The 23,935-nt window shown below is 66.5% G+C and carries 24 protein-coding genes and 11 pseudogenes; 7 read left to right on the forward strand and 28 right to left on the reverse strand.

From position 1 onward, the window contains the following. Positions 1 to 10: 10 nt before the first annotated feature. From K0H76_RS13350 to ffh, 25 genes and pseudogenes are all read right to left on the reverse strand, one after another. Positions 11 to 776, reverse strand: a pseudogene (locus K0H76_RS13350) (ABC transporter ATP-binding protein). A gap of 94 nt (positions 777 to 870) precedes the next feature. Beyond that, a complete protein-coding gene (locus tag K0H76_RS13355; protein ID WP_258935414.1) occupies positions 871 to 1,323 on the reverse strand; it encodes a hypothetical protein in 453 nt (150 codons plus the stop codon). Then, on the reverse strand, positions 1,208 to 2,104 hold the full coding sequence (locus K0H76_RS13360; RefSeq protein ID WP_258933308.1) for a hypothetical protein: 897 nt from the start codon (positions 2,102 to 2,104) through the stop codon (positions 1,208 to 1,210). The genes K0H76_RS13355 and K0H76_RS13360 overlap by 116 nt, the downstream gene beginning before the upstream one ends. Before the next feature lie 52 nt (positions 2,105 to 2,156). Then, complete coding sequence (locus K0H76_RS13365) at positions 2,157 to 2,402, reverse strand: acyl carrier protein (protein ID WP_258933309.1); 246 nt, start codon at positions 2,400 to 2,402, stop codon at positions 2,157 to 2,159. A 38-nt stretch (positions 2,403 to 2,440) separates the two neighbouring features. After that, positions 2,441 to 3,443, reverse strand: a pseudogene (locus tag K0H76_RS13370) (ketoacyl-ACP synthase III). Between the two features lie 79 nt (positions 3,444 to 3,522). Then, a pseudogene (locus K0H76_RS13375) lies at positions 3,523 to 4,457 on the reverse strand (ACP S-malonyltransferase). Positions 4,458 to 4,541: 84 nt separating this feature from the next. Next, positions 4,542 to 5,249, reverse strand: a complete 708-nt coding sequence (locus K0H76_RS13380) for a helix-turn-helix domain-containing protein (protein ID WP_258933310.1) — start codon at positions 5,247 to 5,249, stop codon at positions 4,542 to 4,544. Between the two features lie 154 nt (positions 5,250 to 5,403). Continuing rightward, positions 5,404 to 5,700 carry a hypothetical protein gene (locus tag K0H76_RS13385; protein WP_258933311.1) on the reverse strand — a complete coding sequence of 99 codons (297 nt, stop codon included), beginning with the start codon at positions 5,698 to 5,700 and terminating at the stop codon, positions 5,404 to 5,406. Between the two features lie 46 nt (positions 5,701 to 5,746). Continuing rightward, positions 5,747 to 6,262, reverse strand: a pseudogene (locus K0H76_RS13390) (DUF3145 domain-containing protein). Positions 6,263 to 6,374: 112 nt separating this feature from the next. Continuing rightward, positions 6,375 to 6,873 (reverse strand): annotated as a pseudogene (locus K0H76_RS13395) (tyrosine-type recombinase/integrase); the annotation flags it as partial. Continuing rightward, positions 6,807 to 7,121 carry a hypothetical protein gene (locus K0H76_RS13400; RefSeq protein ID WP_258935415.1) on the reverse strand — a complete coding sequence of 105 codons (315 nt, stop codon included), beginning with the start codon at positions 7,119 to 7,121 and terminating at the stop codon, positions 6,807 to 6,809. The pseudogene K0H76_RS13395 and the gene K0H76_RS13400, both read right to left, overlap by 67 nt. After that, positions 7,088 to 7,303, reverse strand: coding sequence for a site-specific integrase (locus K0H76_RS13405; protein ID WP_258933312.1), 216 nt, complete (start codon positions 7,301 to 7,303; stop codon positions 7,088 to 7,090). The genes K0H76_RS13400 and K0H76_RS13405 overlap by 34 nt, the downstream gene beginning before the upstream one ends. Positions 7,304 to 7,375: 72 nt before the next feature. Further along, entirely contained in the window at positions 7,376 to 7,612 is a 237-nt protein-coding gene (locus K0H76_RS13410; protein WP_258933313.1) for a hypothetical protein, read from the reverse strand. Positions 7,613 to 7,920: 308 nt separating this feature from the next. Beyond that, positions 7,921 to 8,583, reverse strand: a complete 663-nt coding sequence (locus K0H76_RS13415; protein WP_258933314.1) for a DNA-protecting protein DprA — start codon at positions 8,581 to 8,583, stop codon at positions 7,921 to 7,923. Continuing rightward, positions 8,580 to 10,134, reverse strand: a pseudogene (locus K0H76_RS13420) (YifB family Mg chelatase-like AAA ATPase). Before K0H76_RS13420 ends, K0H76_RS13415 begins: the two are co-directional and overlap by 4 nt. Before the next feature lie 94 nt (positions 10,135 to 10,228). Then, complete coding sequence (locus K0H76_RS13425; protein WP_258933315.1) at positions 10,229 to 10,531, reverse strand: YraN family protein; 303 nt, start codon at positions 10,529 to 10,531, stop codon at positions 10,229 to 10,231. 135 nt (positions 10,532 to 10,666) lie between these two features. Then, complete coding sequence (locus tag K0H76_RS13430) at positions 10,667 to 11,356, reverse strand: ribonuclease HII (RefSeq protein ID WP_258933316.1); 690 nt, start codon at positions 11,354 to 11,356, stop codon at positions 10,667 to 10,669. A gap of 27 nt (positions 11,357 to 11,383) precedes the next feature. Further along, positions 11,384 to 12,085, reverse strand: a complete 702-nt coding sequence (lepB, locus tag K0H76_RS13435; RefSeq protein WP_258933317.1) for a signal peptidase I — start codon at positions 12,083 to 12,085, stop codon at positions 11,384 to 11,386. Continuing rightward, a complete protein-coding gene (gene lepB / locus K0H76_RS13440) occupies positions 12,082 to 12,708 on the reverse strand; it encodes a signal peptidase I (RefSeq protein WP_258933318.1) in 627 nt (208 codons plus the stop codon). Before lepB (K0H76_RS13440) ends, lepB (K0H76_RS13435) begins: the two co-directional genes overlap by 4 nt. A 14-nt stretch (positions 12,709 to 12,722) precedes the next feature. Then, positions 12,723 to 13,121 (reverse strand): 50S ribosomal protein L19, encoded by a 399-nt coding sequence (rplS, locus tag K0H76_RS13445; RefSeq protein ID WP_146341519.1) that lies wholly within the window; start codon positions 13,119 to 13,121, stop codon positions 12,723 to 12,725. Between the two features lie 274 nt (positions 13,122 to 13,395). Then, a pseudogene (gene trmD, locus K0H76_RS13450) lies at positions 13,396 to 14,095 on the reverse strand (tRNA (guanosine(37)-N1)-methyltransferase TrmD). Then, positions 14,096 to 14,654: pseudogene (rimM, locus tag K0H76_RS13455) on the reverse strand (ribosome maturation factor RimM). 13 nt (positions 14,655 to 14,667) lie between these two features. Beyond that, positions 14,668 to 14,910, reverse strand: a complete 243-nt coding sequence (locus tag K0H76_RS13460) for an RNA-binding protein (protein ID WP_146342008.1) — start codon at positions 14,908 to 14,910, stop codon at positions 14,668 to 14,670. Continuing rightward, a complete protein-coding gene (gene rpsP / locus K0H76_RS13465) occupies positions 14,900 to 15,385 on the reverse strand; it encodes a 30S ribosomal protein S16 (protein WP_258933319.1) in 486 nt (161 codons plus the stop codon). The genes K0H76_RS13460 and rpsP overlap by 11 nt, the downstream gene beginning before the upstream one ends. Before the next feature lie 150 nt (positions 15,386 to 15,535). Further along, a pseudogene (gene ffh / locus K0H76_RS13470) lies at positions 15,536 to 17,120 on the reverse strand (signal recognition particle protein). A gap of 19 nt (positions 17,121 to 17,139) precedes the next feature. Here ffh and K0H76_RS13475 point away from each other — a divergent pair. The 6 genes and pseudogenes from K0H76_RS13475 to K0H76_RS13500 all read left to right on the forward strand — a co-directional run bounded on the left by K0H76_RS13475 (position 17,140) and on the right by K0H76_RS13500 (position 20,791). Continuing rightward, positions 17,140 to 17,262, forward strand: a complete 123-nt coding sequence (locus tag K0H76_RS13475; RefSeq protein WP_258933320.1) for a hypothetical protein — start codon at positions 17,140 to 17,142, stop codon at positions 17,260 to 17,262. A gap of 79 nt (positions 17,263 to 17,341) precedes the next feature. Continuing rightward, positions 17,342 to 17,554: a hypothetical protein gene (locus K0H76_RS13480; RefSeq protein WP_258933321.1), complete on the forward strand. Its 213-nt coding sequence runs from the start codon at positions 17,342 to 17,344 to the stop codon at positions 17,552 to 17,554. A gap of 10 nt (positions 17,555 to 17,564) precedes the next feature. Then, positions 17,565 to 17,909 carry a hypothetical protein gene (locus K0H76_RS13485; RefSeq protein WP_258933322.1) on the forward strand — a complete coding sequence of 115 codons (345 nt, stop codon included), beginning with the start codon at positions 17,565 to 17,567 and terminating at the stop codon, positions 17,907 to 17,909. Next, positions 17,909 to 18,172, forward strand: a complete 264-nt coding sequence (locus K0H76_RS13490) for a hypothetical protein (RefSeq protein ID WP_258933323.1) — start codon at positions 17,909 to 17,911, stop codon at positions 18,170 to 18,172. Before K0H76_RS13485 ends, K0H76_RS13490 begins: the two co-directional genes overlap by 1 nt. Before the next feature lie 23 nt (positions 18,173 to 18,195). Further along, a pseudogene (gene ftsY / locus K0H76_RS13495) lies at positions 18,196 to 19,357 on the forward strand (signal recognition particle-docking protein FtsY). A gap of 271 nt (positions 19,358 to 19,628) precedes the next feature. Continuing rightward, positions 19,629 to 20,791 (forward strand): annotated as a pseudogene (locus K0H76_RS13500) (ammonium transporter). 835 nt (positions 20,792 to 21,626) lie between these two features. Here the strand turns inward: K0H76_RS13500 and K0H76_RS13505 are convergent. Then, positions 21,627 to 22,352 (reverse strand): ATP-grasp domain-containing protein, encoded by a 726-nt coding sequence (locus tag K0H76_RS13505; protein ID WP_258933324.1) that lies wholly within the window; start codon positions 22,350 to 22,352, stop codon positions 21,627 to 21,629. On the opposite strand from K0H76_RS13505, the gene K0H76_RS13510 reads away from it, so the two are divergent. Beyond that, entirely contained in the window at positions 22,332 to 22,769 is a 438-nt protein-coding gene (locus tag K0H76_RS13510) for a hypothetical protein (RefSeq protein WP_258933325.1), read from the forward strand. The genes K0H76_RS13505 and K0H76_RS13510 overlap by 21 nt on opposite strands. Here K0H76_RS13510 and K0H76_RS13515 read toward each other — a convergent pair. Both K0H76_RS13515 and K0H76_RS13520 read right to left on the reverse strand, forming a co-directional pair. Next, positions 22,742 to 23,224 (reverse strand): CapA family protein, encoded by a 483-nt coding sequence (locus K0H76_RS13515; RefSeq protein WP_258933326.1) that lies wholly within the window; start codon positions 23,222 to 23,224, stop codon positions 22,742 to 22,744. The two genes, K0H76_RS13510 and K0H76_RS13515, sit on opposite strands and share 28 nt — an antisense overlap. 273 nt (positions 23,225 to 23,497) lie before the next feature. Then, the gene (locus K0H76_RS13520) at positions 23,498 to 23,851 is read right to left on the reverse strand and encodes a hypothetical protein (RefSeq protein WP_258933327.1); all 354 of its coding nucleotides are present in this window, start codon (positions 23,849 to 23,851) and stop codon (positions 23,498 to 23,500) included. Between the last annotated feature and the right edge of the window lie 84 nt (positions 23,852 to 23,935).

Genomic DNA, 23,935 nt, shown 5'->3' on the forward strand with positions numbered 1-23,935 from the left:
CCTCCGGGGCTCAGCGCCGGAGCCATCCCAGGCCCTCCCCACTCGGTCCGCACCGACCAGGTCTACGAACACAGATTCCAAGTCGTTGCCCCCGGCGACATCCGAGAGGGTTCCGGCGGCCTTCAGCCGCCCCTCGGCGATGATGCCCACGTGGGTGCACATCCTCTGCACGAGCTCCATCACGTGAGAGGAGAGGATCACTGTTCCGCCTGACGCGACGAAGGTCTCCAACAGGCTTCGGATGGTCCGCCCGGATACAGGGTCGACTGCTTCGAACGGCTCATCCAGCACCAGGAGCTGGGGCGAGTGGACGAGGGCCGTCGCAAGGGCGATCTTCTTCGTCATACCGGCCGAATAGTCCTGCACGAGCTTCCCGGCTGCCTCCTCGAGACCCAGGACACGCAGTAGATCCTGCACCCTCTCGGCAACCAGACCTCGAGGCATTCCCCTCAGAAGCCCGGAGTAGGTGACGAGCTGCTCTCCCGTGAGCTTCTCGAACAGAAGGGCGCCGTCTGAGAGGACGCCGACTCGACGCTTGGCCTCTGCGGGGTCATTCCAGACGTCGACCCCGTCGATGCGCACCGTCCCGGCATCGGGCCTCAGGAGGCCTGTTGCCATGGAAAGGGCAGTGGTCTTGCCCGCCCCGTTGGGGCCGACGAATCCCCACAGGGAGCCGCGCGGCACGGTCAGGTCAGGCTCTCGACCGCAGTTGCGGACCCGAATCGTTTGGTCAGTCCGCTGAGCTGCAGAGCGGGCGGGTGAGCGGCAGTGTCCATGGGAAACCACCGTAGAAGAAGCCCGGAGGGCGAGAATCATCCTCGCGGATGATCTTGGCGCCCTGCAGGGACACCTAGACCGTGCGGAAGGCCGTCACAGCGTTGTGGCCGCCGAAGCCGAAGCTCGAGCACATCCCGAGCTGGTCACCCTCGCCGAGCTTCCGCGGGAGCCGGTGACCACATCCAGGGGTATTTCAGGATCCTGGTTGTCGAGGTTGATCGTGACTGGGGCTGCGCGTTCGGCAAGCGCCTTCACGGTGAGGACGGATTCCACGGCGCCTGCGGCGCCGAGGAGGTGTCCTGTCTGGGACTTGGTCGCTGACACGCAGATGCTGTCCAGGTGCGCGCCGAACGCAGATTTCATGGCCGTGTACTCGGGGACATCGCCCTTGGGAGTGGATGTCGCGTGAGCGTTGACGTGTGTGACGTCCTCAGGCGAAGCTCCCGCGGATTCGAGCGCAGCATGAATGGCCCGCGTCGCGCCCAGCCCCTCGGGGTCGGGAGCCGTGATGTGGTGGGCATCGGAAGTGACAGCGCCGCCCGCCAGCTCGGCATAGATGCGCGCGCCGCGCGCCAGCATGCTCCTCCGTCTCCACGACCAGGGCTCCCGCGCCCTCGCCCATCACGAAGCCGTCCCGATCGACGTCATAGGGACGCGATGCGGCCGCAGGGTCATCGTTGCGGCGGGAGAGCGCCTGCATGTTGCCGAATGCGGCCAGAGGGAGAGGGTGAATCGAGCCTTCGGTTCCGCCCGCCAGAACGATGTCGGCCTCGCCCCGACGCAGCATGTCGATGGCCAGCACCAGCGATTCGACGCCTGACGCGCAGGCCGAGACGGACGTGCGGGCTCCCGCACGCGCTCCGAATGCCAGGCTGATGGCGCCGCGGCCCCATTGGGCATCAGCATCGGCACCGTCATCGGCAGCACACGTCGAGGGCCCTTCTCGCGCAGGGTGTCCCATGCGTCCAGGAGCGTCCACACTCCGCCGATGCCGGTGGCGAATGAGACGGCGAACCGCAGCGGGTCGATGCCGCTCTCCGCGGAGTCCCCGGAGAGAGTAGGCGTCGCTCCATGCTTCGCGGGAGGCGACCATCCCCAGCTGCGTCGAGCGATCCATGCGCTTGGCCTCCGGCTTTGAGAGGACCGCTTTGGGGTCCACGCTCACTTCTGCGGCGAAGGTCACGGGCAGGTCGTACTGCTCGACCCAGTCGTATTCAAGGGTGTTCGCCCCGGAGGTGCCAGCCAGCGCGTTCTGCCACAGCGTGGGCACATCGCCGCCGATCGGTGTGGTGGCGCCGATTCCGGTGATGACTAGCTTCTTGGACATTGCTGAAGGTTCCTCCGGGGCTTTGCTGGAAAGATGAGCGCGTCTGCTGGGGTCAGCCCTGTGCGTTCGCGATGTAGGTGACGGCGTCCCCGACCGTCGTGAGGTTCTTGACCTCTTCGTCAGGGATCTTCACGTCGAACTTCTCTTCGGCGTTGACGACGATGGTCATCATGGAGATGGAGTCGATGTCGAGGTCCTCGGTGAAGGACTTGTCGAGCTGGACCTCGTCGGTCTCCAGGCCGGTCTCCTCCTCAACGATCTCTGCCAGTCCTGCGAGGATTGCGTCTTTGTCAGCCACTGTGGGCTCCTTTCGGGTTGGTGTTCCTAGTGAGTGTCTTATGGGATGCGGACGATCTGAGCCCCGTATGCCAGGTAGGCGCCGAAGCCGATCTGGAGGGCCAGTCCGCCCGAAATCTCGGGGTTCTCCGCACGGAGCCGATGGAGGGCCAGAGGCACCGATGCTGCGGAGGTGTTTCCAGCATCGACAATATCGCGGCCGACCAGGACATGCTCGGGAAGACCCAGCTGTTTGGCCAATTCGTCGATGATTCTGATGTTCGCCTGGTGCGGAACGAAGGCCGTCAGGTCACTCGGCTCTATTCCTGCCGCGCGGACAGCCTCCTTCGCCACCTTTGCCATCTCCCACACTGCCCAGCGGAAGACGGTCTGGCCCTCTTGGCGCAGGGTCGGCCACAGGCGCGACTCAGTGTCCAGCAGCGTGGCCGCGTCACCGGTGGCCTGCGCTTCGGCAAGGGTGTCGCGGAGCCTGAGCAGCGAGGAGTCCATAGAGACCGCATCCCACTTGTCTCCCTCGGAGCCAAGGATGCTGGGTGAGATGCCGGGCTGCTCGGATGGGCCGACGACGACTGCTCCGGCACCGTCGCCGAGCAGGAAGCTGATGGAGCGGTCGTGCTTGTCGATGAAGTCTGAGAGCTTCTCCACACCTACGACGAGCACGTGGCTGGCCAGGCCTGAGCGGACCAGGGCATCGGCCTGACCGACGCCGTAGCAGTATCCGGCGCATGCTGCGGAGATGTCGAAGGCCGATGCATTGATGCCCAGGCGTGCGGCCAGGGCGGCCGCAGCAGAGGAGTCTGAAAAGGATGGGTGACGGTCGCCACGATCACGGCGCCGATCTTCTCGGGGAGATTCCGGCGTCCTGGATGGCGTCTCGCGCCGCGCCCTCGGCCATGTCGACCACGGACACCTCGGCGGGCGCACGGTGGCGGGTGACGATCCCTGTCCGTTTGCGGATCCACTCGTCCGAGGAGTCGATCCATTGGCAGATCTGCTCGTTGTCCACCATGACGTCCGGGCGGTGGGCGCCCAGTCCCAGCACTGCGGTGCCGGCGACGGGGCAGGTTGGGCGAGCGCGGAGTGCTGGTAGGCGTTCACGGCGGGTTCTGTGATCCTTCGGGTCAGGCGGTGTGCTCGGTGATGAAGTCCTGGGCTGTAAGCAGGTCCTCGGGCGAGGTGACGGCCAGCGAAGCTACACCTCTGAGCCCGCGCTTTGCCAGTCCGACCAGTGCTCCCCGGGGGCGAGCTCGAGGATTCCTGTCACTCCGCGGGACTTCATCGTATCCATGCAGAGGTCCCAGCGAACCGGCCGGGTGACTTGGTCGACGATGCGGGACATCATGTCTGGGCCGTCCGTTACCTCGGTGCCGTCGCGGTTGGAGAGGAGCGGGAGGACGGGCTGAGCGGCATGGATGTCCTGAGACGCCGCGGCGAGCTTCTCCCGGGCCGACGCCATGTAGTCGGTGTGGAAGGCGCCCGCGACCTTCAGCGGCATCACCCGTGCCCGGGATGGCGGGTTCGCTGCGAGGGCCTCCAGAGCTTCGTGGGAGTAAGCAGCGACGATCTGGCCGCCGCCGTTGACGTTTGCGGGCGTCAGTCCTGCGCTTTCGATCGCTGCCAGCACCTCGCTCTCGTCGCCCCCGAGCACTGCGGCCATGCCGGTCGGGTGCGCACTGGCTGCCTCTGCCATGGCGGTGCCGCGCACGCCGATGAGCTGGAAGGCATCGCGGCGAGTGATGGAGTAAGCGACGGCGGCTGCTGAGATCTCGCCCACGGAGTGCCCGGCGACGATGACGCGGCTGCTGGCGCCTGCCAGCTGCTGGGCGGTCACGCCGAGCGCCTGGGCGGAGATGAGTGAGGCGGCGACGATGAGCGGCTGCGCAACTGCTGTGTCCCGCACCGTCTCCTCGTCCGACTCGGTTCCGTGAGCGACGAGGTCCGCTCCGGCGAGCTGCGCGTCGGACGCCAGGTCGGCGCGCACGTTCTCCAGCTCGAGCCACTGGCTGAGCATTCCGGGCTTCTGGGATCCCTGTCCGGGGCATACGATCGCGAGCACGTGCCCACCTTTCCAGCCGAGGACTGCTCTGAGGGTTGTAGGAATCCTACAGAGTAGGCACCGGGCCGTGACTCTGACTGCGCGTCACAGCCGCCCGAGGGCCAGCGCGGTCTGCAGCACGTAGGCGTCCCGTGGCTCCATCGGGTCCCAGCCGGTGACCTCGGTGACTCTCTTGAGCCGATACCTGACGGTGTTGGTGTGCACATAGAGCTCGCGCGCTGTCGCCTCGAGGCTGTGCCCGCCCTCGACGTAGGCCTGCACGGTCTCCAGCAGGCTGTGCCCGGCCTCTGCCAGCACTCCATGGATACGGCTGACGAGGGTCTGCTTGGCCTTGTCGTCTCCGGCCAGGGCCCGCTCGGGGAGCAGGTCTTCGGCGTTGACCGGCCGGGGCGCCTGTGACCACGCGGGCGCGGCGCTGTACCCGCTGAAGGCAGCTGTGGCGGCGCCTGCGGCCGTGGCGATCGGGCCCTCGTGGTGCGCGTAGACGATGGGACCATCGCCGAAGTGAGGCTCCACCTTCGCGACCGCCGGGGCCGGGTCCTCGGCGCCGCCGAGGAGCAGGATCAGACGGTCCCCCTGGACTCCGGCGACGGCGTCGGCGGCGAACCGGATGGATTGGCGCCGGATGTTCGATATGAAGAGGGCGTCCGACTCCTGCGGCGCCTTCCCCACGATGACGCTCAGCCCTGCCTGGGACTGCCAGCCGACGGCGGCAGCGCGGGAGGAGATCTGCTCCGAGGGCTCGTCCCGGAGGAGAGCGTCGACGAGCAGCGCCTCCAGCCGTGAGTCCACGCCCCGCGCGACTCTGCTGCTCGCGCATAGACATCGGCTATCGCGAAGGCGACTTCTCGTGAGTATCTCAGGACTGCTTCGAGCACGAGTGGCCGGTCTGGTGCCGGCATGAGGCCGGGAAGCCGCTGTTCGACAGCCTCGACGATGACGCGGATCAGCTGGAGCGCTCTGTGGAGGAGATGCTGCGCATCAGGTCCGTGGGCGCAGGGCCGAGAAGCTCATTGACCAGAGGATGGAGCGTGAGTCCTGGTCCTCCAGCCAGGCGACCAGTCGAGATTCCTCGCTGGGCGATGAGGCGCAGGGAGGCCCGCTCCTCGGTGCTGAGGGTGGCGTACCAGGACAGCTCGTTCTCGAGGTGCTCTCCGACGATCGTCGTCAGAGGCGAGAGGCTGCTGCGGAGAGTGCGGAGCGCCTCATCCGAGATGGCGACGGGGGCGGGGAGGGCGGTCACTCCGCCACCTTAGATCACGAATTTGTGGAGATTCTACAAAGCGCGCTCAGCCGACTCGTGAAAGCCACTGAACGGGCGCCCCTTCGGCGGCGTGGCGGAACGCTTCCAGCTCTTCGTCCCAGGCCTCGCCCAGGGCGAGCGACAGTTCCTGGTACACGACGGAGGGTCGCCTGCGCCCATTTCGTAGGCATAGCGGATGCGGTCCTCGGAGACCATGATGTTCCCCGCCGTGTCGATGGTGGCGTGGAAGATCCCCAGCTCGGGGTGTGCGACCACCGCGAGCCGTCGCAGCCCGCGGAGGGCTCCTCGGTGATCTCGAAGCGCAGGTGTGCGAGACCCCGCAGCGTTGAGGCGAGCTTGGCGCCCATCCCCTGGGAGCCGTGCCAGCTCAGCTCTGCGCGGCACGTTCCGGGGCAGCGGGCTGCTGCGCCCAGTCGAAGTCGACGCGCGTGTCGACCAGCGAGGCGACGGCCCACTCGACGTGCGGGCACAGCGCCGTCGGGGCCGAGTGGATGTGAAGCACACCACGGGCACCCCGCGCGTCTGCAGCGTATGTGTTCATGTGATCCTCCACGTGTCTGTTGGTGCGTCTTCCCCAACGACCGAACAGATGACTCACATGGAGGATGTGGACACATCGTAACAGCTGCCCCGGCGCCTGCCGACAGCTCCGTTCACGCGCGCGGGTGGGCCTGGGTGTAGGCCTTCCGCAGCTTCTCGGACGACACATGGGTGTAGATCTGGGTGGTCTGCAGGCTGGAGTGGCCCAGGAGCTCCTGCACGGCGCGCAGGTCGGCTCCCCGTCGAGGAGATGTGTGGCTGCGCTGTGGCGCAGGGAGTGGGGCCCGCGAGCCCCGGTGGTGCCGAGCCCCTCTAGGGCTTCGTCGACGATGCGGCGCACGACGCGGGGTCGATGCGGGCTCCGCGCGCGCCCAGGAACACCGCGCTGCTTACCGAGGGTCCGGCCAGTTGGTCCCGTGCAGCGAGCCACCGGTCGAGGGCCTCCGCGGCGGGCCTGCCGTAGGGGACGGTCCGCTCCTTGTCGCCTTTGCCTCTCACCCGCAGGGTGCGGCGGCTCTGGTCGAGATCGGCGATGTTGAGGCCTGTCAGCTCGGACACGCGGATGCCTGCGGCGTAGAGGGTCTCGACGAGGGCCTCGTTGCGGGCGGCGAGCGCGTATTCGCGGGGGCTCTCTTCCCGTAGGTCGGCGTGGCCGAGGCGCTGAGCTGCCAGGGTGTCGGCGACCTGGTGCATGTCGTCGGCCTGGAGGATGTCGGGAGGTGGGTTCCGCGGCTGCCTGTTCTCAGTCGCAGGGCGGGATCCTCCGTCAGGTGGCCGCGGCGAAGGGCCCATGCGGTGAATGCGCGTGCGGCGGCGACTTTTCGGTTCAGTGTGCTGCGGGCGAGACCGGCCTCGTGCAGCTCTGCGAGCCAGGTGCGCAGCGATCCGAGGGTGAGCTGTCGAAGGGGCCGCAGCTGTCGGCGAGCTGGGTGAGGTCGGAGAGGTAGCTGCGGAGCGTGTTTGCGGACAGGCCGCGCTCGTGCTGGATATGGGCGGCGAACTCTTCGAGCAGAGGGTCGCCCGCGCTGTCTGCCTGCGCCATGCTGTGCACTCTACTCGCAGCGGGCCCATTCGCCGTTGGAAGCGCGCACCAGGCCGTTTGCCTGCAGGCGGGTCAGGCCGCTGAGGACCTGCGGGACGGGAGCCCGGCCTCCTCTGCGAGTCGCCCTGGGGTGATCAGCCGCCGTCGCGGGAAGGCGTCGTAGAGGAGCCGGTCGGGTTCGCTCATGCGGTCGAGACGGTCCCGGAGCGGCTGAGCGTCGGTCAGCTTCGGCTGGGCTGGTGCCGCTGCGGCCGTGGGCATGACGTCCGCGCTGCTGATCATGTGGACGATGTCGAGGGCGTTGGTCACCAGGTGGGTAGCGCCTCCTGCAGCAGCCGGTGGGTTCCGGCGGAGGCGGCGGAATGGATGTCTCCGGGGACTGCTCCGACGGGTCGGCTGAGGGCGAGCGCATGGTTAGCGGTTGAGAGTGCGCCGGAGCGAACTCGGGCCTCGACCACGACCGTAGCGGCGCTGGTAGAGCGATGATTCTGTTCCGGTGCAGGAACCGGTGGCGTGTGGGACTCGCGCCCGGAGGGAGCTCGGAGAGGAGGAGGCCTCGGTAAGCGATCGCCTGAAGAAGCCGTTCGTTGCCGGCGGGGTAGAGGCGGTCGACGCCGCTAAGCGAGGACTGCCAGGGTGGGGGCGCTTCGGTGTTCGGCGGCGCGTGCTGCTGCCAGTGCACCACGATGTGCCGCGGCGTCGATTCCGTAGGCCCCTCCGGAGATGATGGTGACTCCGTGGGAGGCGAGCTCCTCGCTCAGCTCGTAGGCGACCCGCGCGCCGTAGTCCGTCATCTCCCGGGCGCCTACGACTGCGACCCTTCGGTGCGGGGCAGGCATCCTTATGCTCAGCTCCTCCATGGTGTGCTGGGGCGAGGCTCCCGCGGGCGCCGTTCGAAACCATAGGCCCAGGGGCGCCGCAGGATGGAGCTCATCCAGCTGCCGCGGCCATGCTGCGTCCTCAGGGATCAGGAGGTCCCCGCCGAGCTGGCGGATGCGCCGCAGGTCTCGTGGGCCGTCTGCCTGTCGGACCCGCGTGCGCCAGCGCGCCAGGCCATGTCGGAGGGACCGCTGCCTCTGGCTGAGGTAGGCACGTTCGGCCGCTTCGGCAACGCCCTGCTGGGATGAGGTAGGCGGGGCGCTTTCAGCCCGTATCAGCTCCCACGCGGTTTGGGGGCCCAGGAGCGACACCATGAGACACCCGAGAAGGTCACCGGGTTCGATCACCCGGCTGAGGCTTGCCCTGGCTTCGCGCACGGAGAGGCTGAGGTGTTCGCTCATCGGACATCTCCTGCGCTGAGCCGCAGCTGCATGGCTGCGTCGATGTCCTCGGCCGCGGGCTCATCCCTGCTCTGGGTGTCTGCGAGCGTCCACGCCAGGCGGAGTATGCGCACGTAGCCGCGCAGCGAGATGAGCGCACGGTCCAACGCTGCGTCGAGCTGCGCGGTGACCGGCCGCGGCAGCCGCAGCTCATCGGAGAGGAGCTTGAGTGAGACCTGGCTGTTCAGCTGCAGGCCGTAGGGCGCCAGTCGTTCGCGCTGGCGTGCCCGTGCCTGCCGGACCCTTGCCAGCACCTGTGCTGACGTTTCGCCCGGCTCCGCGAGCGCGAGGGCCGAGGAGCGCGGTCTCTCCACCCTGACCTGGAGGTCGATGCGGTCCAGCATCGGGCCCGATATGCGGCGAAGATACCCTCTCCTCTGCGCCACGGTGCAGGTGCACTGGAGCCCGCGCCCGGAGTTCATGCCGCAGGGGCATGGGTTGGCAGCGAGCACCAGTTGGAATTGGGCGGGGAAGATCACCTGCCCGGCGGAGCGCTGCAGCGCGATGCGGCCGGTTTCGATCGGCTGCCGGAGAGAGTCCAGGACGTGTCGTTGAAATTCGGGCGCCTCATCGAGGAACAGCACGCCTCTGTGAGCGCGGGTCACAGCGCCCGGCGTCAGCATGCCGGTGCCACCGCCGATGATCGCGGCCGCTGAGGCGCTGTGGTGCGGCGCTTCGAAGGGCGGGGTGCGCTGCAGCCCGGTCAGCTGAGCCTGAGCTGCCGAACTGACGGAGGCGATGGCGGTGGCTTCCATGGCATGCTCATCCGTCAGCGGAGGCAGTATGGAGGGAAGCCGCTCAGCAAGCATCGTCTTTCCGGCGCCCGGGGTCCGAGAAGAAGCATGTTGTGCCCGCCCGCCGCGGCGGCCTCGAGGGCGAACCGCGCCTCGAGCTGGCCTCGGACCTCTGAGAGATCCGGCAGGTGCTCGGCCGGGTGCGCCTCATCGGTGCTCACACCGCCGACGAGGCGGCTGATGCCGCGCGTTCCTTCGAGCGCTGCACCAGTCAGGCTGGGCGAGCGAAAAGCTGCCGCCACGTCCAAGACGTGATCAGCGGAGAGCACCTCAGCACCGGGAACCAGGGCGGCTTCGGCAGCGTTCTCCTGAGCGACGACGATGGTCCCCAACCCGGCGTGCACAGCAGCTGCAGCAGCCGGGAGGACCCTCTCACCGGTCGCAGGCGGCCATCCAACCCCAGTTCCGCCATAAAGAGCACGTTCTCGGTCTCGGACACCTTTCCGTCGGCAGCCCACGCGCTGACGAGGATGGCGAGATCGAGGCCCGAACCGGCCTTCGGAAGGGAAGCCGGGAAGAGGTTCACCGTCAGGCGGCGCGCTAAGCAGGCTCAGACCCGCGTTCTTCGCCGCCGAACGGACTCTGTCCTGACTTTCCTCAGGGCCGCGTCCGGGAGCCCGAGGAGCACGAAGGAGGGGAGGGTCTGGCCGATGTCCGCTTCGACTTCGATCAGACGGCCTTCGGCGCCGATGACCACGGCCCCGCGTGCCCGTCCCATCGACGTCGTGCGCGGGGCGGACGGAGCGTGGCCCGTCATCAGACCACCCCGGCAAGGTGCTCGATGCTCACAGCTTCGGCGCCGCGGGTGGGCATCACGATTCCGACTGCGTCGACCCGGTGAGGCATGCGCAGGAGTGGCTCAGGGCGTACTCGCGGACAAGCATGTGAAGACGCCGCAGCTTCTTCCCGTTCACGGCTTCGAGAGGGTGACCGTAGCCGATGCCTCGCCGTGTCTTGACCTCCACGCCCACCAGTGTGCCCTCGTCGAGAGTGACGAGGTCGAGTTCGCCGGTGGGCGTCCTCCATCTGCGCTCCACTACGCGGTGGCCCTTCGCTTCGAGGAAATCGGCAGCCAGCTGCTCCCCGTCCCACCCCGTTCGATCCTTGGCGCGCATGCGCTCTCCTCTCCGTCGCCGAAGACCAGCCTCCGTCGCCGGAGCGGCCGGCACGGAATCTCCAGCGCGGCCCGAGCACACGTCGGCGTGTCAGCGCCTACGAATCGCCCTCAGTGCAATACCGAGCGGGGAGGGTCACAGACCCGGCAGCGCGGGAGCTCCCAGATTCCAGGACCGCCGGTGGTGCTGACTCGGTCCGTGGACCTGAATAGCCGCCCTATGGGCGCTCGATCCGTACCCCTTGTTCGACTCCCAGCCGAATTCGGGGTGCTCGTGGGCAAGTCCGCGCAGCAGCTCATCACGCTCAACTTTCGCCAGCACAGATGCGCAGGCCACCGTTTGGCTCTTCTGATCTGCCTTCGGCATGGTGCTCACGCGAGGATCCGCACCCGATGTCAGCCAATCGTGCGTCCCATCAAGCAGCACCGCGTCCAAGGTGCGCCCCATCGACCGCTCCACCGCTTCCACCCCGGCGCGGCTTACGGCTCCCAGCGCAGCCGTGAGGCCCTTGGCGTCGATCTGGTCTGCGCTCTGGTGCTGGACGCTGTGGGCGGCGGCGTGTTCGCAGATGGTCGGCTGCCACCTGACTCGGGCCGCCGGGGTGAGGAGCTTGGAGTCGCGGACACCGTCCAGAAGCGGCCAGACGCCGGCGCTGAGGACATCCGGGGAAAGCCGTTCGAGGTCGATGACGACCACGCCGATCGTGACCGGGCTTACCAGCGCGCCTCTGCCGACCTCGTCGATTCCAGCGATCAGCCGAGCTCCCCGCTCTGCCAGGAGCTGCAGCTCGGGCTTCAGGGTGGCATGGGCGGCCGACTGCGTCATGGAGCCTCTGGGGGCGCGCCGCTCCGGCTACTCCGGGACCGATTCGAACGGCTCGTCCTGCGAGGCGCCGCTTACGAAGCGATCGAAGGGCCACACCGTCCCCAAGTGCCTGCCGATCACGTCCTCCTCGGGAACCGCCCCGGCATTCGGCTCGTCGACATGGGCCCGCGAGTCCGCCGAGGCGCCGCGGTTGTCGCCGAGCAGCCACACATGCCCTTCGGGCACCTCCACACTGAACTCCTGCTCGCTGGGGCTGTGGCCATCATTGATGTAAGGCTCATCGACCGGCTCGCCGTTGACGAGAATCCGGCCCTGTTCGTCGCAGCACTCCACGGTGTCCCCGGAGAGTCCGACGATCCGCTTGACGACGTAGTGGCTTGAGGTGTCGGGCATGAGACCGATGAAGATCAGTGCCTCCTGCCCGAGATTCGTCTCGGGGCTCTGCTCCGGCCCCCACCACTGACGGGTGTCTTCGAAGACCACGACGTCACCGCGGTCCAGCTCCATTGGTCCGGGTGCGAGGAGGTTGACCACAATGCGGTCGTCGACCTCCAGAGCAGGCTCCATCGACTCGGACGGGATGTAGAAGGCTCTGAGGAAGAAAGTCTTGACGATGAAGCTGATGAGCACAGCCAGGCCGATGACGATCGCCGCTTCTATGAGCAGGCTCACCATGGGATGGCGCTTCCGCCCGCCGCCGCTGGGCGCCTGAGCAGGCTGATCAGTCAAAGGGACTCCTCGAGGCTTCGGCGTTCTGACAGCGGCCAGACAACATCCGTCACCTGCCCAATAATGCGGTCTTCCGAGATCATACCGCCGCCTGGGGCGCCGAGCAGGGCGCGCGAGTCGACGGATTCGCTGCGGTTGTCCCCCAGAACCCACATGCGCCCCTCCGGCACCTCAGCCTCGAACGGCAGCTCCGAGGCGAGCTCGTGCGGGGCCAGATAGGGCTCTTCCAGGGGTTCTCCGTTGAGGGTGAGCTGGCCATCGTCCGTGCAGCATGCGACGGTGTCTCCTCCGACGCCGATGACGCGTTTGACGAAGACCTGCGGAGGAGCGCCTATGCTGATCCAGTGGGCCATCTGCTGACCGAGTCGGCTCAGCGGCGAGCGCTGCCCCTGGTATGGGGTGAAGGACCCTTCCCCGTCGAAGATGATCACATCCCCGCTCTGGGGGCCGTCCTGACCCGGGTACTGCTTATCCACGGCGACTCGCTCCCCGTGGTGGAGAGTGGGGTCCATCGAGTCTTGGTTCACGACGTAGACGTCGATCCAGAAGACACGTATCGCCGTGGAGACGAGAAGGGCTGCGGCCAGCACAGCAGCCAGCCGCAGCCCCCAACGTCTGATCACGTCTGCAGTGAGGCTCAGGCCTCGGAAGCTGCCTCTTCGACGTCGCGGCCCTTGGCGCGGGCCACCGCTGACTCGCGCTTCTCCTTGATGCGGGCCGCCTTGCCGTGGCGCTCACGCATGTAGTAGAGCTTGGCGCGGCGGACGTCGCCGAGCGCCGAGACCTCGATCTTCTCGATCACTGGGGAGTGCACGGGGAAGGTGCGCTCCACGCCCACACCGAATGAGATCTTGCGGACGGTGAAGGTCTCGCCGACGCCGTGGCCCTGGCGGCCGAGCACATAGCCCTTGAAGACCTGAACACGCGTGTTCTTGCCCTCGATGATGTTGACGTGGACGCTGACGGTGTCGCCGGGGCCGAAGTCGGGGATGTCGTCCCGAAGGCTAGCCTGGTCCAGGAAGTCGAGCTTCTGCATTGCATCTCCTTGGGACGGGCTGCCACAGGTCAGTCGCCCTGATATCAGGGACCTGGGACGATAGCGCAGCAGACGCCGCGCGCTCGCCTCGAGTCGTAAAGCTGGTGGACGGGTCCGGCGGTCGCCGGAATTCCGCGGCCCGGCTGTTCGGCGCGCCTCCCTGTGGCAGAGGTCAGCGCCCAGCGGGCACAGCCAACAAGTATGTCACAGCGGTCCCCGCGGGGAAATGTGCCAGCAGGATTCCCCGGCCGCACATGAGCCGATGGTGCCGCCCTTAGGCTCGCCGTGCCCAGAGGTCAGGCCTCAGCCTCTGCGTTCGCTCCTCAGACTCCTGGCGGCGCCACTCAGACACGCGGGCATGATCTCCGCTGAGGAGCACTTCGGGCACGTGCAGACCCCGCCAATCGGCGGGCTTCGTGTAGACCGGGTACTCCAGCAGGCCGTCGGCATGGGACTCCTCCGTGAGGGATTCTGCGTTCCCGATGACTCCCGGCACGAGGCGAGCAATGGCCTCGACCATGACGACGACGGCCGCCTCTCCCCGTTGAGCACGTAGTCGCCGATGCTCACCCTGCGCACCTCGAAGTGGTCCTCTGCCCATGCGGCCACTCGCTCATCGATTCCCCGAACCTGCCGGGGGCGAAGACGAGGTGCTCATGGGCGGCGAACTCGTGGGCGAGGCTCTGGCTGAGGACCTCACCCGAGGGGGTGGGGATGATGAGGGTGGGGCGTGTGCCCGCGGCCCGGGACGAGAGCACCGATTCGAGGGCCAGGGCCCACGGCTCAGGCTTCATCACCATGCCCGCTCCACCCCCGGCAGGGGGCGAGTCAACGGTGCGGTGCCGGTCTGCGGCGTAGTCGCGGAGCTGGTGGCGCCGCACATCCAGCAGCCCGTCCTCCTGAGCTCTTCCGATCAGCGAAAGGTCAAGGGCGTCGAAGAACTCCGGAAAGATCGAGATCAGGTCGATGCGCACTCAGATGAGCCCTTCGGGCGGGGTCAGCGTGATGATGCGCTCATCGGCGCTGATGTCGGGGACGATCTCCTCCACGAACGGGATGAGCACCTCGTCCCCGCCTCGGTCCTGACTGCGAGAAGATCCTGCGCCGGGCCGGTCACGAGCTCAACCACAACGCCGTAGGGATGACCGTCGGGGCTCTGACAGACCATTCCCTCAAGCTCGTGGGAGTACCAGCCCTCCTGCTCGTCTTCGTCGGGGATCTCGATGTGCAGGGTGGAGCCCCTCAGAGCCTCTGCAGCATCACGGTCCCGCACGTCCTCGAAGGAAAGCATGCAGATCTTCTTGTTCCACCGCTGGGAGGACACAGTGAGCTGCTGCGTGGTCCGGTCCTCGGTGCCCTTGCCGGGCCTGCGCTCCAGCACCGCACCGGGGCCGAGCCTCGCCTCAGGCTCGTCGGTGAACAGCTCGACGGTGACTTCCCGCGCACGCCGTGGGGCTTACCAATACGAGCGACCCGCAGCCCGTCCCTCTCGGGGCTGGGCTGCGGGTCGGCTCCGTATTCAGTCTGCGCCATGATTCTGCTGAGGTCAGCGGCGACGGTCCGTGTCGACGACGTCGACGCGGACATCCTGGCCGCCGGGCAGCGCCGAAACCACTGCGCGCAGCGCTTTGGCGGTTCGCCCGGCACGACCGATCACGCGTCCGAGGTCCTCCGGGTGGACCCGGACCTGGACGGTGTCGTAGCGACGTCCATCCTTCTGACGCACATCGACGTCGTCGGGAGAGTCGACGATGCCGCGCACCAGGTGCTCAACAGCATCAGTGATCACAGACGACATGATTACTCCGCTGCCTTCTCCGCGGCGACTTCCTCTGCTGCGTCGGGAGCGGAGTCTCCTCGGCGGATGCTTCAGGCGCCTCAGCGGGAGCCTTCTCATCGGTGGGGTTCTCGGTGCTGCCGGTGTTCTCGACGATGACCGAGCCCTTCTCGGGGACCGTGTACTCCTGAGGAGCCTCCTTGGTCCGCAGAGTGCCCTCTGAGCCTTCGAGGCCCTTGAACTTCTGCCAGTCGCCGGTGACCTTCAGCAGCGCCATGACCTGTTCGGTGGGCTGAGCACCGACGGAGAGCCAGTACTGCGCGCGCTCTGTGTCGATGTCGATGAGCGAAGGCTCCTGGGTGGGGTGGTACTTGCCGATCTGCTCGATGGCGGCACCATCACGCTTGGTGCGCGAGTCGGCGACGACGACCCGGTAGTGGGGTGCACGGACTTTGCCCATGCGCTTCAGACGAATCTTGACTGCCACTTGTGTAGCTGCTCCTTGAGTCTTGTGGTCACAGTCGGTCATCTCTGGCAGTGTGGGGCTGCTGCGCGGTATGCCGCTGTGGAGACATTGCTCAGTGACAGGGAATGAGAGGGTCCCCGGCCTGTGCAAAGTACTAGAGAATTATGCCATCTACTTGAGGTATTTCTCGAATCCTTTGGGAAGGGAGAGATCCTCGGGGCTCACATCCTGCTGCGGCGCTCCGAACGCAGAGCCGCTGGTAAGCTTCTCGCGGCGGCGCTGCTCGGCATCGCGGGCCTCCTGCGCGGCCTTGGCCGGGTTCCCGGACTTCGCCTTCTTCTTCGGCTTGCCCTTGGCCGCCTTCTTCCGTCCGCGCTGGGCGCACCGCCGCCCATCCCGGACGGCATTCCCGGCATGCCTCCGGGCATTCCGCCGCCGCCCGCCATCTTCTTCATCATCTTCTGGGCCTGCCCGAAGCGTTCGAGGAGCTGGTTGACCTCCGAGACATGCACGCCTGAACCTTTGGCGATGCGTGCCCGACGGGAGCCGTTGATGATCTTGGGAGCATTGCGCTCGTGAGGCGTCATCGAGCTGATGATGGCCTCAATGCGGTCGACCTGACTGTCGTCGAACTGGTCGAGCTGCTGACGCATGCCCTGGGCCCCAGGCATCATGCCCAGGAGCTTCTTCATCGAGCCCATCTTCTTGAGCTGCTGCATCTGAGCGCGGAAGTCCTCCAGGGTGAAGTCTTCCTGGTCAGCGAACTTCTGGGCCATCTTCTCGGCCTCAGCCTTGTCCCAGCTCGCCTCGGCCTGCTCGATGAGGCTGAGCACGTCTCCCATGTCGAGGATGCGTTTGGCCATACGGTCCGGGTGGAAGACCTCGAAGTCCCGCAGACCCTCACCGGTCGAGGCGTACATCACGGGCTTGCCGGTGACCTCTGCCACGGAGAGGGCGGCACCGCCGCGCGCATCGCCGTCCAGCTTGGTCAGGACCACGCCGGTGAAGTCGACGCCTTCGTTGAATGCCTGTGCGGTGTTGACCGCGTCCTGGCCGATCATGGCGTCGATGACGAAGAGGGTCTCGTGAGCGCCGACGGCGGCTTTGATGTCCCCGGCCTGCTTCATCAGCTCAGCGTCGACTCCGAGTCGGCTTAGCGGTGTCGATGATGACGACGTCATGCAGCTTCTCACGCGCCGCGGCCACGCCTTCTCTTGCCACCGCGACTGGATCTCCGGTGGGGACCTCGGCCTCGGAGGAGACGCCCGGATGCGGAGCGTGCACCGGGACCCCAGCCCGCTCGCCGCCGATCTGCAGCTGGCGCACCGCGTTGGGCCGCTGGAGGTCGCAGGCCACGAGCATCGGGGTGTGTCCCTTTGACCTGAGGTGGTGCGCGAGCTTTCCGGCCAGGGTGGTCTTGCCGGCGCCCTGCAGCCCGGCGAGCATGATCACCGTGGGCGGCTGCTTGGCGAAGGCCAGCTCACGCGTCTGACCGCCGAGGATTCCGACGAGCTCCTCGTTGACGATCTTGACGACCTGCTGGCCGGGGTTCAGCGCCTGAGCGACCTCCTCGCCCAGGGCGCGCTCCTTGATCCGGCGAATGAACTCACGGACGACTGACACTGCGACGTCGGCGTCGAGCAGGGCGCGACGAATCTCGCGGGCAGTGCCGTCGATGTCGGCTTTCGGTGAGACGCCCTTTGCCGCGAAGATTCTTGAAGGTCGCGGCGAGGCGGTCGGAGAGGGAGTTGAACACGATCATCTAGGGTATCAATGTGAGCCAAAAAGACGACGCCCGGGTTGTTCAGGCGGCTTTGGCTGCCCACGAGCAGCTGCTGGAGGGCGCGGAGCAGGGGCATCGACGTGCCGCGTCCGGCATCCGTCGCACCCCGGTCTGAGCCGCGGCGCTGCCCCTGCGATCGCTTTGGCGGGGCGCACACCGCGCGTTCCGCCTCCTACGCACAGCGTGCGGCATTCATGCGCGAGATCCAGGAGTTTCCGGCGAGCGGCCTGCGTGCGCTCACCGGGTTCGACATGGGAAATCTTCGCGTCCCGCCGCACATCGGCTTCCGCGCGCTGCCGGACGAGCTGCGTCCACGGTCCACCAAGCCAGTGTCAGCAGCGGAGGCAGACGGTTCAGCGCCTCGTCCCAGCTTCTTCGACATCATCCACGGCACCGCTCAGCATTAGGAGATGATCCATGACACACGCGAGCTCAGCCGACGAGGAGCAGACCCGCACCGACGAAGCTTCCTCCGAGGATGCCTCGTCGTCCACGCTCACGGAGGCAGATGCGACGCCGCCTGAGGACCTCGGGAAGAACGCGCACGACGTCGTGGTCTCGCTCATCGCCCATCAGCGGGATCTGATCATTGAGCTTCGGAGCGTATACGACCGCCTCGACGAGGTGCGGAGCGTGGAGTTCCGAGACCTGGAGGAGCGTGTGCGCTCAGCGCTGGGGGACTCGAGGATGTTCCGGAGAGGCTCTCGGCTGTTCGTGCGGACCTCGGGAACCTGGCGGAGCGGCTCGATGAGCAGGGCGTAGTGTTCGCCGATCAGGTGGAGGCGCAGCGCGCCAGGAATGAGAGCCTTCAGGCGCGCCTGGAGCGGCGTGAGCAGCAGCTCGAGCAGCTGACCGAGAAGGTGGATCGGATCGAACGCCTACTGGAGGAGACTGAGGCCGCGTCGAGCGACCACTCCCGCGCCCTTGAGGCTCTCGCCGAGCAGGCGAACTCGTCCGTGCTCGGCGCACTGCCGGAGCGAGCGCGCACCACCGCGCAGAAGGTGTCTCGCCGCCTCAGACGCTGATCCGGTATGGGACACTGAGGCGCGTGGAAACTTCTGTTCTGATCACCTTCATCGTCCTGGCCGTTCTGCTCGTCAGCCTTCTCGGATTCTTCCTCGTCAGCGGCTCCGACCTCTTCCGACGGTCACAGCAGCGCTATCCCACCACTCGGGATGCCGATGATGCTCCGGAGGCGGATGAGCCCGCTTACGACACCCTGGTCGAGGAGGCCCCGAGGGTGACGCTCCCCTCGTTCCCGCCGAGCCGGAGCTGGACCGCCCGGAGCCTGCAGAGGGGCGCCTGGCCCGGCTGCGGGCGCGCCTGGTCAAGTCGAACAGCGTCTTCGGCAAGACCCTGCTCGCACTCCTGAGCCAGGACGAGATCGACGACGACGTCTGGGACGAGATCGAGGAGACTCTCCTCACCGCGGACCTCGGTGCCGAGGCGGCGATGAGCCTCGTCGAGACGCTCCGTGAGCGCGTCAAGGTCGAAGGCTCAAGGGACCCTGCGCGTGTGCGGGAGCTTCTGAGGGAGGAGCTCGTGAAGCTCGTCGACCCCACCTTCGACCGTGAGCTCACGACGACGGCAGAGGGACGGCTTACTGTGGTGATGGTGGTCGGGGTCAACGGAACCGGCAAGACGACCACTGTGGGCAAGCTTGCCCGAGTGCTGGTGGCCGAGGGCCGGACTGTGGTGCTGGGCGCAGCGGACACGTTCCGCGCTGCCGCAGCCGAACAGCTGACCACGTGGGGCGCCCGTGTGGGTGTCCCCACTGTCGCGTCGGATGTGGAGGGGCGGATCCCGCCTCTGTGGCCTTCGAGTCCGTGGCGAAGGCGCAGGAGGACAACGTCGACGCCGTGCTGGTGGACACTGCTGGTAAGCTGCAGAACAAGGCCAATCTCATGGACGAGCTCGGCAAGGTCAAGCGTGTGGTCGAGAAGCGGTCGCAGGTCGACGAGGTGCTGCTCGTGCTGGATGCGACAACGGGCCAGAACGGGCTCTCGCAGGCCAAAGTCTTCTCGGAGGCAGTCAGCATCACCGGCATCGTCCTGACCAAGCTCGACGGCACCGCACGCGGCGGCATTGTGGTGGCCATTCAGCAGCAGCTGGGGGTGCCGGTGAAGCTCGTGGGGCTCGGTGAGGGCCCGGACGATCTCGCTCCGTTCGACGCCGAGTCGTTCGTGGACGCGCTCCTCGAGGACCAGTGATGCACAGCCGGGCCTCACATGTGGCGAAATGCCTTTTCGCAGGAAAAAGTTAACGTTCTTGAAACACGAGGGCCGCTGAGGCGAAACACGTGCCCTCCAGGATAGAAGTCAGCTCGCACCGGTGAAAGCCATCGGTAGACGACGTTTCCTGGAGGGACATTATGGAAGCTGATGTTATTTGGGTTGTCGTAGCAGGCGCCTTGGTGCTGTTTATGACCCCGGACTCGCTCTGTTCTACGGCGGTCTGTCCCAGACCAAGTCCGCCGTGAACATGATGATGATGAGCTTCGCGGCTATGGGACTGGTCGCGATCACATGGACCCTCTGGGGCGACGCGATCTCGTTCGGTTCATCGGTCGGGGCCTCTTCGGCAACCCCGCTGACAACTTCGCTGCGATGGGATCCTTCGAAGCGGCTTACGACGAGCTCGTATGGGTCGGCTTCGGCGGTACCTTCGCGATCATCACGACTGCGCTGATCTCAGGCGCCATTGCAGACCGGGCGAAGTTCTCCGCGTGGATGATCTTCGTTCCGATCTGGCTGACTCTGGTCTACGCACCCCTGGCCCACTGGGTCTGGGGCGACGGCGGACTGCTGGTCGAAGGCGGACTCATCGGCGACGCCGTGGGTGAGGCTGTTGACTTTGCTTACGGCCTGGTCGTGCACATGTGCGCCTACCTGGCGGCTCTGGCTCTGGTCCTGGTGATCGGACCTCGCTCACGCTTCGCGGAGATCACGGAGAACAAGGCTCACAACGTTCCCTTCGTGCTGCTGGGCGCCTCGATCCTGTGGTTCGGCTGGTTCGGCTTCAACCTGGGTGAGGCTGGCAGCACTGACGAAATCTCCCTCAACTGGCTGAACACCATGCTGGCTCCGGCAGCGGCACTGGTCGCGTGGCTGCTCACCGAGTGGGCCCGCGGCAAGAAGCCCACCCCTGTGGGCGCTGCCTCCGGAATTGTTGCTGGTCTGGTGGCCATCACTCCCGCCGTCGCCCACGTGGCACCAGTCGGTGCGATCATCCTCGGCGCCATCTCCGGCGTGATCTGCTGCTTCGCCGTCGACATCAAGTGGGGCAAGTTCGACGACACTCTTGATGTGGTCGGTCTGCACTTCGTGGCGGGCCTCTGGGGCACAGTGGCCATCGGCCTCTTCGGCTACGAGGACATCTACGGCGAGGGTCGCTCCGGCATCCTGGTCGGCGGAGGCTTCGAGCTCCTGGTCGCTCAGGTGGTGGCAGTGGTCGTGACCGCGATCTTTACGTTCGTGGCTACATTCATCATCGGTCTGGCGATCCACAAGACGATCGGCTTCCGGGTGGACGCAGAGGTCGAGGAGGCTAGGCATCGACGTGGCGGCTCACCAGACCGAGGCCTACTCCTACATCGAGAGGACCTCAGCGGGTCACTGATTCGCTTCAGCTCTCTCTGCGCCTAGGTGCAGCACAAGGGGCGGGTTCCAGCACTGCGCTGGAGCCCGCCCCTTGTGTGTGGCCCGCGGCGCGGACTGCAGTGCTGTCCCCGTGCCAGGCGCTCTTGGACGGGGTCAGTTGCCAACCATGATGCACATGTCCGCGAGAGCGGGTTGAACGATCTGATCCACTATCGAGGCTGCGGAGCCCGTCAGCACCTCGTGACCGCCGGAAATGACGGAAGGGACCGAGATCTCCGCGACCGAGACCTCGTCCGCGCTCACATGGACATCGACTGCCCCCAGCGAAGCTCAGGGATGGCCCGAACGGCGCTCACGGCGAGCGCAGCCGCACTTTCAACCATGTGGCTCGCGACGTGGGACCCATACTCTGAAGTTGCCAGCAGACTCTCCCGACGAGAGGCAAAACGCGGAGGATTGTTCCTCCGCCGCCTCAGAAGTAACGGGAAGTCCTCCACTCCGGATGACGTTGAGCGCGACCTGTGGGTGCTTCAGAAGCTGGCGCACGATGTTGAGGTCGTAGTCGGTCCAGGGGCCGAAGCTCCAACGAACACCTCCGTCCCGAGCCTGGGCTGTCCAGAGACGCGTGCCCTCCTCGCAATCGTGAAGCCGCGACTCTCCAAGAGGGCCTGTGCCTCCCGAACCAGGTCGATCGGCTCCGTGATCGTTGTGCTCTCGAACCGACCACGGTCTTGCGTCGCGGGGGCAGCGATCCCATCGTCTTGGCGCGTCCTCAGGACAGCTTCGCTGAGGCGGCTGTGCCAGAGATAGCTTGCCAGTTCCTTGGGTTCGCCCCGCGACGGATAGTGATGCCCTGCAATGCCGCTTCCTGTGTTGATCTCTATGACGTAGGGAATGTCTCCGGCAGCTGAGACAACGATGTCGACCCCCGCGTGCCACACCCCGGGATGCTGGCCACAGCAGCGCTCGCCGTGTCCTTGAGCGAAGCTGGCACTTCTTCGGAGCACTCCACGGTGTCTCCGCCTGAACTCAGCCCGCCCACATCCCGAACAGTCACGGCCCTGCCCATCGGCAGAACGCTTTCGGGGTCGCTGCCCTGCCGGGCCAAATGGCTGCGTGCCACATCGTCGAGCGGTATGAGGCTCTTCATCAGGTGCGGCGAACGGCGTCGTTCCTCGTTCTTCTCAGCGATGAGCTCAGCGATCGTCGACTGTCCGTCTCCGACGACGTGAGGGAGAACCCGGCGGACGACGCTGAGACACTCGGCAGCGGTCGCGATGCATCGGTATTCCTCGAACGGCTGAACGAACTCTTCCACCAGGACGTCGTTGCCGAGCGCGTGGACACTCTCGAAGGCGGAGGTGATGCTCTCCGGCGTCGTGAGGTTCACGAACACGCCACGACCCTTGTTTCCGCTGCGCGGTTTGATGACCAGCGGGCATTGCCACGCTTGGGCCAGCTCGTGTGCGCGGCCTGCAGAGCGGACGACCTCGCTGCGAGGAGCCCTCACGCCTGCATCTCGAAGCAGCTTTCCTGTCCGGTACTTGTCTGAGACGAAAACCGTCGCTGCGGCGGACTCGTTGGCGTGGGCTCCGTCAATCAGCACCCGGACTCCGTGGTGCTCGGCGACCGCTCGTGCCGGGCTGACCCACTTGATGTCCGCGCCTTCGGCATGGGCCTGCTCTGCAACCAGGGCACTGCTGAGTCGCCTACCGAGCGCGGCGTGGTGGCGCACGGACTGACGGTGGATTCCGAAGTCATCCGCCTCCGCGTGCGAAAGAAGCTCCGTAAGACGAGCTGCTGCGTCGGACTGCGAGGGCCCTTTCTGCGCTTCCGGCTGCCGCCCGACGGGCCACTGTCCTACCGGAAGGTGAAGGTGACGACCGAGATCGTCTTCACCACAGCCTGCGCCCGCTTGGCCGAACCCCTCGGCCCTCGCCATGCGAGGTGCTGTACGACTCTGCGGAAGTCCTCGGAAGTGACGGGCGCATATGCCTACCCGCTCTCATCGACTCCGGCATAGACCGGATAGAGCTTGAGTGACACGGACCGTTCCCGGCGCCCTGGACGCCGGGACAGCTCGAGCACGGCCACGAAGCTGCACGCGACGAGATGCCGTTCAACCTGTGGGCGTGCAAAGCGCCTGTCCGGCGCCGCTGCCCCGCGACCCAGGCCGTAGACGAGCCAACCGCTGTTCCGGTGCTCGACTTCCTGGAGGCAATGGCTTCCCCAGCCGACCACGAGATCAGCCCCTTGGGACTGCTTGATCTTTCCTTCGCGCTTCTGGGCGCGCGTTCGCCAGCTGTACTTTGCGGGCCAATGGGGAAACGCCACCTGAAACACGTCGGGCCGAGTGTGCGGAATCGATGGGGAGTCTCCCGAGGCTCCGTCCACCCTGATCTCGCCGCCGCCTACCCTTTTGGGCAGTCGGACCGTCCCTGCCGCGTCCTCGAACACCCCGCTGGCACCGAGAATCACCTCGTCAGCCGCAGTGCGGTACCGCTGCAGGTTTTCGTTCTCGAGCTGGTCGCCGTCAGGCTCCCAAGGAGCAGCGTGCGGTGCACCTCAGGGGCCGACCATGACGCACCTGCTGAAGAAAGCGCCTGCTCCGATGCGCAATAGGGCGCGCCGACGAGCGATCGTGCTGGCCTTCCATGGATCCTCTCAATGTTCAGTCTTACTTAAGCTTCTATTCAGCCTTTCATGAATTTTCTGCTCCCGGAGGACAACACACGCGCACAGCCGTACCGATCACTCGGAGACTCCGAACCCTAGGTGCACTGGCCCCGTATACTCTTCGACCTGCGAGAACTCTTCGCCGAGAACTCGGGCGATTCGTCGGAACCATTCGCGAACGGACTTTTCCTCCCCTGCCACGACCAGACGGGGCTCGGGCTCGCGGAGCACGAGTCTGCCGCTCACCCCTGCCCTGCGGTACTCACTGCGGATCTTCCGGCGGAGCGCGGGCGGAAGGCTGAGGCCTGCCGCGAGCCGACACTGCCGCCGGACCGGCAGGCCGTGCTCCGGGAGTGGATTCAGCTCGACCGAGGCCGCCGTTCCGTTCAGGATGGGCTGAAGAAGATCAGCCCGATCAAAGGTGAGCATCTCTGCGCCCGCCGTGCTCGGGCGGCGCGAACCCGGGAAGAAGTTGTCGATGACTGCTTCCGGGACATCTCTCCTCGGCCGTGG

This window comes from Nesterenkonia pannonica, assembly GCF_019575955.1.
Lineage (GTDB): Bacteria > Actinomycetota > Actinomycetes > Actinomycetales > Micrococcaceae > Nesterenkonia > Nesterenkonia pannonica.